Below are 12,750 nucleotides of genomic sequence, written 5' to 3'. Positions count from 1 at the left end.
AGCGCCCTCGTCGCCCACGCCAAGGTCGCCGAAGCCGCCGTGGTCGGCATGCCGCATGAGCTCAAGGGCCAAGGCATCTACGCCTATGTCACGCTCATGAACGATGTGGAGCCCTCCGAGGACCTGCGCAAGGAACTCGAAAAATGGGTCCGCACCGAGATCGGCCCGATCGCCAAGCCGGACTTCATCCAATGGGCGCCCGGTCTGCCGAAAACCCGCTCCGGCAAAATCATGCGCCGCATCCTACGTAAAATCGCCGAGAACGACACTGGCTCCCTCGGCGATATCTCAACCCTCGCCGAACCCGCCGTCGTCGAGGAGTTGATTAGTAATTCGCTCTATCAAAAATCTGCGTGATTTACGCACAGATATGGTAGGCTAAGGCATCGCCCCCACGAAATGAGGGGCGATGCATCCAGAGACCAAAGGGTCATTTGGAAAGGAAGGAGCGGTTTCCGCGAGGAGGCGGGGCCGTCACTTTGAAAGATCTGCGTTCCCGGAGGAACGACTGAGACCGCAGATCGGGGACAAAAGGGAGGACCGCTCATGGCGGACAATTCAGACAACAACGCCTATTGGTCAGCGAACAAGCGGATCATCGGCATTTCACTGGTGATTTGGTTCATCTGCTCTTTCGGCTTCGGCATCCTGCTGCGGCCCATGCTGTCCGGCATCAAAATCGGCGGCACGGACCTTGGCTTCTGGTTTGCCCAGCAAGGCTCGATCCTTGTCTTTCTCGTGCTGATTTTCACCTACGCGGCGAAAATGAACAAGCTCGACAAACAACATGGCGTTGACGAGTAAGGAGCGAAAAGAATGGATCAGTTTACCCTCAACCTCATCGTTGTGGGCGCGACCTTTGCGCTCTACATCGGGATCGCGATCTGGGCCCGCGCGGGTTCCACATCTGAATTCTATGCCGCTGGCCGGGGTGTTCACCCGGTGGTCAACGGTATGGCCACCGGCGCGGACTGGATGTCTGCCGCCTCCTTTATCTCCATGGCGGGGATCATCTCTTTCGGCGGCTACAACACCTCCGCCTACCTGATGGGCTGGACCGGGGGCTATGTGCTTCTGGCGATGCTGATTGCGCCTTACCTGCGCAAGTTCGGCAAGTTCACCGTGCCGGAATTCATCGGCGACCGTTTCTATAGCCAGACCGCCCGCACCGTGGCCGTGATCTGTCTCATCGTCGCCTCTCTGACCTATGTGATCGGCCAGATGACCGGCGTGGGTGTGGCCTTCTCCCGCTTCCTCGAAGTGGACAAAACCACCGGCCTTCTGATCGGCGCAGCCATCGTGTTCTTCTACGCCGTTATCGGCGGCATGAAGGGCATCACCTACACGCAGGTGGCGCAGTATGTCGTGCTCATCACGGCCTACACCATCCCGGCAATCTTCATCTCGCTGCAACTGACCGGCAACCCGATCCCGCCGCTCGGCCTGTTTGCGGATGCGAAATCCTCCGGCATGCCGATCCTTGAGACCCTCAATGGCATGCTGCAGGATCTGGGCTTTGCCGAATACACCCGTCAGACGGACACCACGCTGAACATGTTCTTGTTCACCCTGTCCCTGATGATTGGCACCGCCGGTCTGCCCCACGTGATCGTGCGCTTCTTCACGGTTCCGACCGTGGCCGCCGCACGCTCTTCTGCGGGTTGGGCACTGGTGTTCATCGCGCTTCTGTACCTCACCGCTCCGGCTGTGGGCGCGATGGCCCGCGTGAACCTGATCGACACGGTCTACCCGAACGGCACCACCGAAGCCCCGCTCGCCTATGAGCAGCGCCCGGATTGGGTCAAGAACTGGGAACAAACCGGTCTTCTCGGCTTTGAGGACAAAAACGGCGACGGTCTGATCCAATATGTCGGTGACGCAGACGCCAACGAGTTCTCCGTGAACCGCGACATCATCACGCTGGCAAACCCGGAAATCGCGAACCTGCCGGGTTGGGTGATCGCGCTGGTCGCAGCCGGTGGTCTTGCCGCCGCTCTGTCCACCGCAGCGGGTCTTCTGATGGCGATCTCGTCGGCGGTCTCGCACGATCTGATCAAGTCGCAGATCAACCCGTCGATCTCCGAAAAAGGCGAACTGATGTCCGCCCGTGTCTCCATGGCCGTGGCCATCGTGATCGCGACCTATCTGGGCATGAACCCGCCGGGCTTTGCGGCGCAAACCGTGGCTCTGGCCTTCGGTCTCGCGGCAAGCTCGATCTTCCCGGCGCTTCTGATGGGGATCTTCTCCAAACGCATCAACAACAAAGGTGCGGTTGCAGGGATGATCGCAGGTCTCGCTGTGACGCTGATCTACATCTTCCTGCATAAGGGCTGGTTCTTCATCCCGGGCACGAACAGCTTCACCGATGCCGATCCGCTGCTGCTGTCGATCAAATCGACCTCTTTCGGCTCCATCGGCGCTCTGATCAACTTCGTGGTGGCCTATGTGGTGTCCAACGCCACGGACGAGCCGCCGGTCGAGATCCAGGAACTGGTCGAAAGCGTCCGCATCCCGAGCGGTGCAGGTGCAGCCGTCGATCACTAAGACGGTCCGGGCTGGCCTACGGGCCCGCCCCACACCATACTCGGGGCGCGGGGGCAATCAGCTTTCGCGCCCTTTTTCAAAGCCTATTGTGGAGCCCGCGATGTCTACCGCCGCCAAGATCATCGGCTTTCTCCAGACCACCCACCCTTATGATGTGTTGCCGCAAGCAGAGCTTGAGGCGCTGTCCACATCCTTCTCACGCAAGAGCTTTCGCGAAGGCGAGGTGATCTTTGCCCATGGCGAGTTGCTTGAAGGGCTTTACCTGATCAAAGAGGGCTCGATCGAGATCACCGACATCAATGGCGGTCAGGTCTCGCTCCTGCAAAAGTCGAACCATTTCGGCGAACGCGGATTGCTGCGCGACGGTTTGGCCGCCACCACGGCCACCGCTGCCACCGACTGTACGTTGCTGTTGCTCACACCGGAGGCTTTCAAGGCCGAAGTTGCCGCCAACGCCGCCTTCGCCCGCTATTTCAACCGGGGTCAGGCACGGCCCAAAGCCGCCTCCGGTCTCATGACGCAGCATGTGTCTGATCTGATGGCCCATGCCCCGGTGACCTGCACGGAAGACACCACCATCGCCGATTGCGCACGCCTGATGCGCGACGAGAAAATCTCCTCCGTCGCCGTGACCGAGGACACGCGCCTTTTGGGCCTCGTGACCGTCCGCGATATGACCAACAAGGTACTTGCCGAAGGCCGCGACACCTCCCTGCCCGTCTCCGAGATCATGGCGCGCGATCCGATCACGCTCGATCCCGGCGCGCTTGGCACCGATGTCATTCACGTCATGCTGGAAAACCACATCGGGCACCTGCCCATCGTCGAAGCCGGGAAATTCGTCGGCATGGTCACCCAGACCGACATCACCCGCTTTTTCGGGTCTTCTCAGACCCAGATGGTGTTTGACCTGACCTCGGCAGAGACGATCCCCGACATGGCCGCCGTGACCGCGCGTCTGCCGGATTTTCTGATGCAGCTCGTCGGCTCGCATCTCGCCCATGATATCGTCACCCGCAAAGTCACCGACATTGCCGATCTGGTCACCCGGCGGTTGCTCAAGATGGGCGAAGAAGAATTCGGCCCCGCCCCCGTGCCTTATCTCTGGGCCGCCTGCGGCAGTCAGGGAAGACGCGAGCAAACCGGCGTCTCGGATCAGGACAATTGTCTGATCATCGACAATGCTGCTTCGGACGCCGACATGGACTATTTCCGCAAACTCGCGCGGTTTGTCTGCGACGGGCTGGACGCCTGCGGCTATTTCTATTGCCCCGGCGAAATGATGGCGATGACGGACCGTTGGTGCCAGCGTCTGTCGGTCTGGCAGGGCTATTTCAACAAATGGATTTCCGCGCCCGACAATGAAGCGCAGATGCTCGCCTCCGTCATGTATGACCTGCGCCCGATTGCCGGGGACACCTCGCTCTTTGCGCCCTTGCAACAGACCGCCTTGGAAGCCGCGTCGAAAAATTCGATCTTCGTCGCGCATATGATTTCCAACTCGCTCAAGCACACCCCGCCTCTGGGCCTGCTCAGGGGCTTTGCGACGATCAAATCAGGCGAGCATCGCAACGCGCTCGACATGAAGGCGAACGGCGTCGTCCCCATCGTCGATCTGGGCCGCGTCTACGCGCTTCAAGGCAAACTCACCGCCGCCAACACCCGCGCCCGTATCGTCGGCGCGATCGAGGCCGGGATCATCTCTGAGAGCGGCGGCAAAGACCTTTTGGCAGCTTACGACACCATCGCCACCGCCCGGCTTGAACATCAGGCCGCGCAGGTCCGCGAAGGGCAGAAGCCCGACAACTTTCTGCCGCCCTCAGCGCTCCCGGCGTTCGAACGCTCACACCTGCGCGATGCTTTCGTCATCGTCCGAACCATGCAATCCTCGCTCGGCTCCTCGTCGGCTCGCTCATAACAGAAGGGACAACTCCCCATGCTTCTCGAATTCATTGCCACCATCTCCGCCGGGGTCGGCGCTGCGGGTCTTGTGTTGCTGATGCAAAAGCTCAGCGGCGGAGCCTTTCCGAAATGGCTGATGCCCGCCGCCGCCGGGCTGGCGATGATCGCCTTTTCGATCTGGTCGGATTACTCTTGGGCCGGACGCGCACAGGAGGGGCTTGGCCCGGACAAGGTCGTCGCCACCACGGTGGACAAGAAACAAATCTGGCGCCCCTGGACCTATCTCGCCCCCGTCACAACGCAATTCATCGCGCTCGACAAGGCCGAGGCACAGGTCGACGGCGCCATCGTCCAGACCGACATGTATCTCATCGCCCGTCGCGCCGAGAGCGCCATCGTGCCGATGTCCTTCGATTGCCAGAACGCGCGCCGCAGCGATGTGACCGGCGATCTGTCGACGGCAGACTGGGTGGATATGGATCAGAACGATCCGATCCTGCGCACCGCCTGTGACAAGCTCAGATAGGCAAAAGGGAGACGTAAAGCATGGCACCCGCATCCCGCATCCTGCTCGTGGAAGACGAGGACAACATCGCCCTCGCCATCGACGTTTTGCTGTCCCGCCAAGGGCATGAGATTCAACGCGTCGCGGACGGCGATCAGGCCCTGCCGAACATTCGGGCGCAGCGGCCCGATCTGGTGATCCTCGATGTGACCCTGCCCGGCAAATCCGGCTATGAGATTTGCCAGCAGATGCGCCTTGACCCGACCCTGTCGGACCTGCCGGTCCTGATGATGTCCGCCCGCTGTTCTGAGCCGGAAAAGCGCAAGGGGATGGCAATGGGCGCGAATGCCTTTCTGAGCAAACCCTTCGCCACAGACGAGTTGCGCAGCGCCGTGTCCCAGCTGATCTCAGGAGGGGGCCATGAAGGTTGAACACTGGTCTCTCAGGCTACGCGTCTTTCTGTTTTTCGCCTTCCTCGCGCTGATCGCCATCTCGGGCGAGGCCGTCGGTCTTTATCTCGGGTTCGCCCGGATGGAGGACCCTGCGGCGCTGGATGGATTTATCTTTGCCGGTGTCATCGCGGGCTTTGCCACGCTCGCCGTCGTGGCATGGGTCTGGTTTCTCTTTGACGAACATGTCGCCCGCCCGATCCAACGGCTTGCGGGTGGGCTTCTGGCCCGCGCCCATGCCGATGTGGAAGACGCGCTTGACGCCAAGACCGCCCGCTATCTCGGCGATCTCGCTCCGGCGGCACAGGCGGTGACCGCGAACCTCGCCGCAACCCGCAACAAGCTGGCCGAAACCGTGGCGCAGGAAACCACGCGTCTCGTCGAGGAAAAGGAAAAGCTCACCGCGCTCTCCGCCGAGATGCCGCTCGGTGTCGTGCTCTTGTCCGGCTTGCACAAGATGGCCTTTTACAACGGCGCGGCAGCAGAGCTTCTGTCTTCCGATCATGCCCCGGGCCTCGATCATTCGATCTTCGATTTTCTGCGCGCGGGACCGATCCGCTCTGCCTATGCCCGGCTCTGCGCGGGCGAAGGCGGCGATGGCCATGTTCTGCCGCTCACGGTCGCAACCGTGCATGGCGGGGAGGTTCTGTCCGCCCGCATGCGCCTCATGCACGCGCCCGATGAAGGCGATGTCACCCCGCCCTATGTGCTCACCCTCGACGATGTCACCAGCGATCTCGCGCTTCATGCCGAGCGTGAAAAACTCCTGTCGCGCCTCATCGCACGGCTGAGACCCTCGCTGGCCTCGCTGCGCAGCACACTGACCGCGCGGGCAGAAGATGAAACCCTGCGCAACGATCCCCGGCTTGAGGCCGCGCTGTTCGACGAGATGGAAAAGCTGACCACAGAGGTCGCGCAGTTCGACGCGGAATATGAGGCGCATAAGGCCGACTGGTGGCCGATGGCGCAGGTGCGCTCATCCGAGCTGTGCGATGCCCTGTCCGCACAGCTCACTGAGGCGGAGATCAGCCTTGCGGCGGATGCGCCTGACCCGATGGTGCTGACCCTCGACGCGCTCCAGATCATCACGCTCCTGTCCCACGTTACGCGCAAACTGGCGCGCAAAGGCGCGCGCGCGTTTTCCTTCCTGATCACCCGCGACCCGGAAGGCGGCGCCATGTTGGCGCTTGGCTGGAGCGGCGAACCATTGTCGGTCGATCTGTTGGAAAGCTGGCTCAAAGAGCCGCTCGACGTCGGGCTGGCCGGGATCACCGGGCGCGACATCCTTGATGCCCATGGCACAGAGATTTGGCCCGAATTCGGACGCGCCTCCCGCGCGGTTCTCAAACTGCCGATCCGGGAGGCCCGCCGGGTGCGCCGCACGCTGGGCGATGGCCGCCGCACCGCGACCTATGATTTCGACCTGTTGAGCCGCACGCCGCCGAAAGAGCTGATGGACAGCCAGCTGGCCGATCTGACCTATGTCGTGTTCGACACGGAAACCACCGGACTCCTGCCCTCTCATGGCGACGAAATTTGCCAGATCGCCGCGCTGCGCCTCGTCAACAGCAAGGTGGTGGAGACCGAGAGCCTCGATCTTCTGGTGAACCCCGGACGGGCGATCCCCGCCTCTTCGACCGCCGTGCATCACATCACCAACGAGATGGTGAAGGACGCACCCAAGATCGACATCGCCGGACGACAGCTGCACAGTTTCGCGCGCGGCGCGGTTCTGGTCGCCCATAACGCCCCGTTCGATCTGGAATTCCTGCGCCGTCATGAGGCCGGGATCGGGGAGAAATTCACCAACCCCGTGCTCGACACAGTGCTCCTCTCCGCCATCGTCTTTGGCCAATCTGAGGAGCACACGCTCGACGCGATCTCCGCCCGGCTCGGCATCACCATCCCGCCCGAAGCGCGCCACACCGCCATGGGCGACACCATCGCCACGGCGGACGTGTTCATCAAACTGCTGCGCATGGCGCAGGAGAAAGGCATCCACACCTTTGGCGATGCGCTCACCGAAATGCGCAAACACAAACGCCTGCTACAGGACGCCAATCAGGTGGAAGAGGCTTAAAACAACGCCCGGATTTTTCCGACCGCGCCGCGATGATCATAGAAAGGCACATGATCCGGCGGCATCGGGCGCGCGAACCCGGCCTCGATCTCGGCCAGAACGATGCGCGTCACAAAGGGCAGATCAAAGCCCCGCGCGCCCTCAAGCGTCACCCATTGCAGATGCGAAAGCTCGTCTTCGGCGGCGGAAAAATCATCAGGATCACAGCCCAGATGCGCCGCATTCACAAGGAAGAACCGCGCATCGAAACGGCGCGGACGACCGGGCGGGGTGATCGCACGAAAGACGAACTGCAACTCGGCGACAGAGGGCAGGATCATGCCCGTCTCCTCCCGCAATTCGCGCAGCGCGGCATTGGCCAGCGCCGTGGCAAGGTCCGTTCCTGTCTCGGTCAAAAGACGTCTTTGCGTCAGAGGATCGAGCGCACCGGGCAAGGGCGTCACGAAATCTTCCGCATCGACCGCACCACCGGGAAACACGAATTTCCCCGGCATGAAAACGGCGCTGCGCCCGCGCTGCCCCATCAGGACACGCGGCCCCTCTGCGCCCTCGCGAACAAGGATCACCGTGGCGGCATCTCGGATCGGAATATCTGTCGTCATGGCGGCAACCTTAGCGGTGGAACGCCGTGCGGGGAAGCGGTCTTAAAGCCTCAGAACGCCGCCGTCATCCGCCGCAGTCGCAGCGCGTTCGACACCACGAAGACCGAAGACATCGCCATCGCCGCAGCCCCCAGCATCGGCGAGAGCTGAAGCCCAAAGGCCGGGTAGAACACACCCGCTGCCACGGGGATCAGCACGACGTTATAGGCGAAAGCCCAGAATAGGTTCTGGCGAATGTTGATCATGGTCTTGTGGCTCACGTCGAACGCGGTGACGACGGCGGAGGGATCGCCGCCCATGAGCACCACATCAGCGGCCTCAATGGCGACATCTGTGCCCGTGCCGACCGCGATGCCGACATCGGCAGAGGCGAGCGCCGGGGCATCGTTGATCCCATCGCCGACAAAGCCCACCGCGCCATGTTCCTTGAGCGCCGCGACGATCTTGGCCTTGCCCTTCGGCAGAACCTCCGCCTCGACATGATCAATCCCGAGATCACGGGCGATCACCTCGGCGGCGCGACGGGTGTCACCCGACACCATCGCCACCTTGATCCCACGTGCATGCAGCGCCTCGACCGCTTTGCGAGAGGCCGGGCGGACCGGATCGGAAATGCCGATCACCATCACCGGCACGCCATTGCGGGCGACCAAAACCGGCGTGCGCCCCTGTTCGGCCAATGCGGCCAGCGGCGCTTCGAACGGTGCGGTGTCGATCTTTTCACGGCTCATCAGACGCATATTGCCAACGTGCAGCGTCACCTCGCCGATCTCCGCTTTGATCCCATGCCCGGCAATCGCCCGCGCCTTATCGACAGAGGGCAGCACCAGCCCCCGCGTCTCGGCGGCGCGCTCAATCGCCCGCGCAATCGGATGTTCGGATTTCGCCTCGACGGCAGCAACCTCGGACAAAAGCGCATCTTCGTCACCGTCCAGCACCGTCACCTCTGTCACATCCGGACGGCCCTCAGTCAGCGTGCCGGTCTTATCAAACGCGACCACTTTCACGTCTTGAAGCCCCTGAAGCGCATCGCCCTTGCGGAACAACACGCCCAGCTCAGCGGCGCGGCCCGTGCCGACCATAATCGAGGTCGGCGTCGCAAGCCCCATGGCGCAGGGACACGCAATGATCAGCACCGCAACACCGGCGACCAAAGCATGCGCCAGCGCCGGGTCCGGGCCAAAGATCAGCCAGATCATCGTGGTCAAAAGCGCCAGCCCCATCACGACCGGCACGAAATACATCGTGACCTTATCCACGAGCGACTGGATCGGCAGTTTCGCGCCCTGCGCGTCCTCCACCATGCGGATGATCTGCGCCAGCATCGTGTCGGAGCCAACCTTTTCGGCCAGATAGGTGAGCGTACCTTCGCCATTCACGGTGCCCGCGATGACGGGCGATCCTTCGGATTTCGCGACCGGGATCGGCTCGCCCGAGATCATGGCCTCGTCCACATGGCTGTCACCCGAGAGCACCTTGCCATCCACCGCGATCTTCTCGCCCGGACGCAGGTGTAGCACGTCGCCCACCTTGATCTCTTCAATCGGAACCTCGATCACCTCATCGCCTTGCTCCACCCGCGCGGTCTTGGCGCGCATGCCAGCAAGTTTGCGGATCGCCTCGCCCGTGCGGCCCTTGGCACGCGCCTCAAGCCAGCGGCCCAGAAGGATCAATGTCACAATGACGGCGGCGGCTTCGAAATAAACATTCTGTGCACCCATCGGCACCGCCTGCGGCCAGAAGGTGACAAATGTCGAGAACAGATAGGCCGCGCCCGCCCCCATCGCGACCAGCGCGTTCATGTCCGGCCCACCATGGAGCAGGGAGGGAATGCCTTTGGCAAAGAACACCCGCCCCGGAACCGCCAGAACGACGGTCGTCACAGCAAATTGCACCATGCGCCAGAGCCATTCCGGCACGGTCATCATCCACCAGTGATGCAGCGGCGGGATCAGATGCCCGCCCATCTCGATCACGAAAATCGGCAGGGTCAGTGCGGCAGCCAGAATAAGCTTGCCGCGCAGCTCCCGCGCCTCATCCGCTTTGCGGTTCACGGGCGCGGCGTCACGGTCGACGCGCGGGCGTGCCTCATAGCCAGCCTTGGACATGACACCTGTGAGGCTCTCAGCATCCTGCACCCCGGACAGATACCGCACCGTCGCGGTTTCTGTCGCAAGATTGACGGAGGCCTCCGTCACCCCCTCGGTCGCGGTCAGTGCGCGCTCGACTCGTCCGACACAAGAGGCACAGGTCATGCCCTGCACATCAAAGGTCAGCTCTTCGGCCCGCGCCGGATAGCCCGCCTTATCAAGCACCGCGACAAGCTGCGCCACATCCACACCGTCGCCAAAACGCACATCCGCCGTCTCGGTCGCAAGGTTCACATTGGCGCTCTCAACGCCCTCAGTGGCCTTGAGCGCACGTTCCACACGGCCCACACAAGAGGCGCAGGTCATACCTTCAACGGACAAACGGGTGCTGTGCATATTTTTCTCTCTGGTCATTGGAACCAACAAGGTTAGGTATGTAGTGCAGAGGCCGGGGCAGATCGAGTCCCGCGCGCATGTCTTTCTCAATCACAGGCAAGAGGTTTTCAATCCATGTCCGTCTTTACCGTTCCCAACATGACCTGTGGCCATTGCAAAGCCGCCATTACCGAAGCTCTGGAAGCCATCGACGACACCGTCGAAGTCGAAGCCGATCTCGACGCGCATGAGATCGACGTGTTTTCCGAAGCGGGCGATGCAGCCATCATGGACGCCCTGAAAAAAGCGGGCTACCCGGCCGAACTCAAGAGCTGAGCCCCCATTGCATCACCACGCCCCCCACGCCATAAACGAGGCAAGTTGAGTGGCATATGGGAGGCGTCCGTGAGCGCAACGGCAGGGATTTGGGATGGGGCCGCACTTCGGCTTTGGGAGATCGGGGCGACAGAGACCTCGCCTTCGGTTCAGCCCGTCGCCGACAGCGCCCAGATCGACCGATCCTCTCTGACCGTGATTGCGGGCCTGCCCGCCTCGTCCTCCGTTTCTGCGCGCACGCTTCCGTGCAAACCTTTACCGGAAGCCTTGTCCACGACCGCAATCCCCTCGCTTTCGCAAGCCCAGCCCCGCACCGTCACCCGAGGCGAAGAGGTCGCGCTGGCGGGGTTCATTGCAAAGAACCCGAAATTCGACGGCATCCTCTGCCTCCCCTCCGAACGCGCGACCCTTTGGGCCCATGTCAGCGCGGAGGAGATCGTCTCCATGCGGCAATTCCTGACCGGAACAATGGTCGCGGCGGTCTTCGCGGAAGGTGTGAGCCTTGCTGAGACCGAGGCGTTCACCGACGCCTTGTCCGACACCATGTCGCGCCCGGAGAATGCCGCGCTGCGCCTGTCTGCGCTGACCACCGAGGCAGGTCAGGGTGAGATCACCCACTCCGAAGCCGCCTCCCGTGCCACAGCCGCTTTGATCGGTGCCGAACTGGCCGCCACACGCGCCTATTGGCTCGGCCAAATGGTGGCCGTGATCGGCTCTGAGGCGCTCCGCGCGCCCTATCGCGTGGCGCTCGAAAGCCAGTTCGTTCCCCTCATCGAGACCGATGGCGACACCATGTCCTTGGCCGGTCTACAGCTCGCCAGCGAAAGGCTCGCCACATGAAAGCGCTCTTCGGTCATCTCAGCGACGGGCGGCGGGTCGATGCGATCACGCTGACGGCGGGCGAGTTGACCGTGAGCGTTCTGACCTATGGCGCAATCCTCAACGACGTCCGGCTGCGCGGTGTGCCTTACGGCCTCACGCTCGGCAGCACGGAGATCGCCACGTATGAAAACGGTCCGATGGAGTATTTCGGCGCGCTCGTCGGTCCGGTCGCCAATCGCATTTCAAACGCGCGGGCCACGCTAGAGGATCGCGACCTGAGCTTCGCTGCGAATGAAGCTGGCACAACCACGCTTCACGGCGGCCCGAACGGCATGCACACGGAGCTTTGGAGTCTCGACGCGTTCAGCGACACCTCTGTCACGCTGACGCTCTCCCTGCCCGACGGCAAAGGCGGCTTTCCCGGCAACCGTCAGATCATGGCGCGTTACACCGTTGAGGCCCCGGCAACCCTGCGCCTTGAACTCAGCGCCACGACAGATGCGCCGACCTTCATGAACCTCGCCAACCATTCCTATTGGCGGCTCGACGACAGCGCGACCACCGACGGCCACTGGCTACAGGTCTTCGCGGATCACTATCTTCCTGTTGATGGCCAGATGATCCCGACCGAGGTCGCGGAGGTGACGGGCACGGGCTTTGACCTGCGTGATGGGCGCGTGCTGCGGCCCAGTGACGCCCAGCGCTATGACCATAATTTCTGTCTCCCGGATCAGCCCGGCGCGATGAAAGCGGCGGCGATCCTGCGCGGCACCAGCGGCGTAACGCTTCGGGTGGACACCACGGAACCGGGATTGCAGGTGTTCGACGCCGCCCCGATCGGAAGCGGCACTTCCAACGGCCATCGCGGCGTGCCGGAGGTGGGCTTTTGCGGGGTCGCGCTTGAGGCCCAACACTGGCCCGACGCCCCAAACCGCCCCGAGTTTCCTTCGGTCCGGCTGAACCCGAATGCCATCTACAAACAGGAAACGCGCTGGCGGTTTACCAAAAAATAAGGCGGGGAAGTCTCCGCCTTTTGTCTTCTCTG

12 protein-coding genes are annotated in these 12,750 nt (G+C 62.4%); 10 read left to right on the top strand and 2 right to left on the bottom strand.

Going from position 1 to position 12,750, the window contains the following annotated elements; all coding sequences use genetic code 11:
* The 7 genes from ACYBHZ_RS15665 to ACYBHZ_RS15635 form a co-directional block, all read left to right on the top strand.
* Positions 1-357: AMP-binding enzyme (locus ACYBHZ_RS15665; protein WP_460275217.1), on the top strand; the 357-nt coding region annotated here is incomplete at its 5' end.
* A gap of 189 nt (positions 358-546) precedes the next feature.
* Positions 547-804: a DUF4212 domain-containing protein gene (locus ACYBHZ_RS15660; RefSeq protein WP_460275216.1), complete on the top strand. Its 258-nt coding sequence runs from the start codon at positions 547-549 to the stop codon at positions 802-804.
* A 12-nt stretch (positions 805-816) separates the two neighbouring features.
* Positions 817-2,544, top strand: coding sequence for a sodium:solute symporter family protein (locus ACYBHZ_RS15655; RefSeq protein WP_460275215.1), 1,728 nt, complete (start codon positions 817-819; stop codon positions 2,542-2,544).
* A 100-nt stretch (positions 2,545-2,644) separates the two neighbouring features.
* On the top strand, positions 2,645-4,462 hold the full coding sequence (locus tag ACYBHZ_RS15650; protein WP_460275214.1) for a DUF294 nucleotidyltransferase-like domain-containing protein: 1,818 nt from the start codon (positions 2,645-2,647) through the stop codon (positions 4,460-4,462).
* An 18-nt stretch (positions 4,463-4,480) separates the two neighbouring features.
* Positions 4,481-4,972 (top strand): hypothetical protein, encoded by a 492-nt coding sequence (locus ACYBHZ_RS15645; protein WP_460275213.1) that lies wholly within the window; start codon positions 4,481-4,483, stop codon positions 4,970-4,972.
* Positions 4,973-4,992: 20 nt separating this feature from the next.
* A complete protein-coding gene (locus tag ACYBHZ_RS15640; protein ID WP_460275212.1) occupies positions 4,993-5,382 on the top strand; it encodes a response regulator transcription factor in 390 nt (129 codons plus the stop codon).
* On the top strand, positions 5,372-7,480 hold the full coding sequence (locus ACYBHZ_RS15635) for a 3'-5' exonuclease (RefSeq protein ID WP_460275211.1): 2,109 nt from the start codon (positions 5,372-5,374) through the stop codon (positions 7,478-7,480). Before ACYBHZ_RS15640 ends, ACYBHZ_RS15635 begins: the two co-directional genes overlap by 11 nt.
* On the opposite strand, the gene ACYBHZ_RS15630 is transcribed toward ACYBHZ_RS15635, so the two are convergent.
* Together ACYBHZ_RS15630 and ACYBHZ_RS15625 are read right to left on the bottom strand one after the other, a co-directional pair.
* Positions 7,477-8,082 (bottom strand): NUDIX hydrolase, encoded by a 606-nt coding sequence (locus ACYBHZ_RS15630; protein ID WP_460275210.1) that lies wholly within the window; start codon positions 8,080-8,082, stop codon positions 7,477-7,479. The genes ACYBHZ_RS15635 and ACYBHZ_RS15630 overlap by 4 nt on opposite strands.
* Before the next feature lie 50 nt (positions 8,083-8,132).
* Positions 8,133-10,568 (bottom strand): heavy metal translocating P-type ATPase, encoded by a 2,436-nt coding sequence (locus ACYBHZ_RS15625; protein ID WP_460275209.1) that lies wholly within the window; start codon positions 10,566-10,568, stop codon positions 8,133-8,135.
* A gap of 114 nt (positions 10,569-10,682) precedes the next feature.
* Here ACYBHZ_RS15625 and ACYBHZ_RS15620 point away from each other — a divergent pair, with 114 nt between their 5' ends.
* The 3 genes from ACYBHZ_RS15620 (at position 10,683) to ACYBHZ_RS15610 (ending at position 12,718) form a co-directional block, all read left to right on the top strand.
* A complete protein-coding gene (locus ACYBHZ_RS15620) occupies positions 10,683-10,883 on the top strand; it encodes a heavy-metal-associated domain-containing protein (protein ID WP_460275208.1) in 201 nt (66 codons plus the stop codon).
* Between the two features lie 69 nt (positions 10,884-10,952).
* Positions 10,953-11,723, top strand: coding sequence for a 2-dehydro-3-deoxygalactonokinase (locus ACYBHZ_RS15615; RefSeq protein ID WP_460275207.1), 771 nt, complete (start codon positions 10,953-10,955; stop codon positions 11,721-11,723).
* Positions 11,720-12,718, top strand: a complete 999-nt coding sequence (locus tag ACYBHZ_RS15610) for an aldose epimerase family protein (protein ID WP_460275206.1) — start codon at positions 11,720-11,722, stop codon at positions 12,716-12,718. The genes ACYBHZ_RS15615 and ACYBHZ_RS15610 overlap by 4 nt, the downstream gene beginning before the upstream one ends.
* Positions 12,719-12,750 lie beyond the last annotated feature (32 nt).

It is taken from the genome of Celeribacter sp. ULVN23_4, assembly GCF_054788345.1.
Note: the sequence above shows the minus strand (reverse complement) of the source record. Positions and strands in the feature narration are given on the sequence as shown.

Excerpts from the sequence above, each read along its gene's own strand:
- ACYBHZ_RS15660 (WP_460275216.1), top strand. The coding sequence starts at position 547 with ATGGCGGACAATTCAGACAACAACGCCTATTGGTCAGCGAACAAGCGG.
- ACYBHZ_RS15655 (WP_460275215.1), top strand. The coding sequence starts at position 817 with ATGGATCAGTTTACCCTCAACCTCATCGTTGTGGGCGCGACCTTTGCG.
- ACYBHZ_RS15650 (WP_460275214.1), top strand. The coding sequence starts at position 2,645 with ATGTCTACCGCCGCCAAGATCATCGGCTTTCTCCAGACCACCCACCCT.
- ACYBHZ_RS15645 (WP_460275213.1), top strand. The coding sequence starts at position 4,481 with ATGCTTCTCGAATTCATTGCCACCATCTCCGCCGGGGTCGGCGCTGCG.
- ACYBHZ_RS15640 (WP_460275212.1), top strand. The coding sequence starts at position 4,993 with ATGGCACCCGCATCCCGCATCCTGCTCGTGGAAGACGAGGACAACATC.
- ACYBHZ_RS15635 (WP_460275211.1), top strand. The coding sequence starts at position 5,372 with ATGAAGGTTGAACACTGGTCTCTCAGGCTACGCGTCTTTCTGTTTTTC.
- ACYBHZ_RS15630 (WP_460275210.1), bottom strand. The coding sequence starts at position 8,082 with ATGACGACAGATATTCCGATCCGAGATGCCGCCACGGTGATCCTTGTT.
- ACYBHZ_RS15625 (WP_460275209.1), bottom strand. The coding sequence starts at position 10,568 with ATGCACAGCACCCGTTTGTCCGTTGAAGGTATGACCTGCGCCTCTTGT.
- ACYBHZ_RS15620 (WP_460275208.1), top strand. The coding sequence starts at position 10,683 with ATGTCCGTCTTTACCGTTCCCAACATGACCTGTGGCCATTGCAAAGCC.
- ACYBHZ_RS15610 (WP_460275206.1), top strand. The coding sequence starts at position 11,720 with ATGAAAGCGCTCTTCGGTCATCTCAGCGACGGGCGGCGGGTCGATGCG.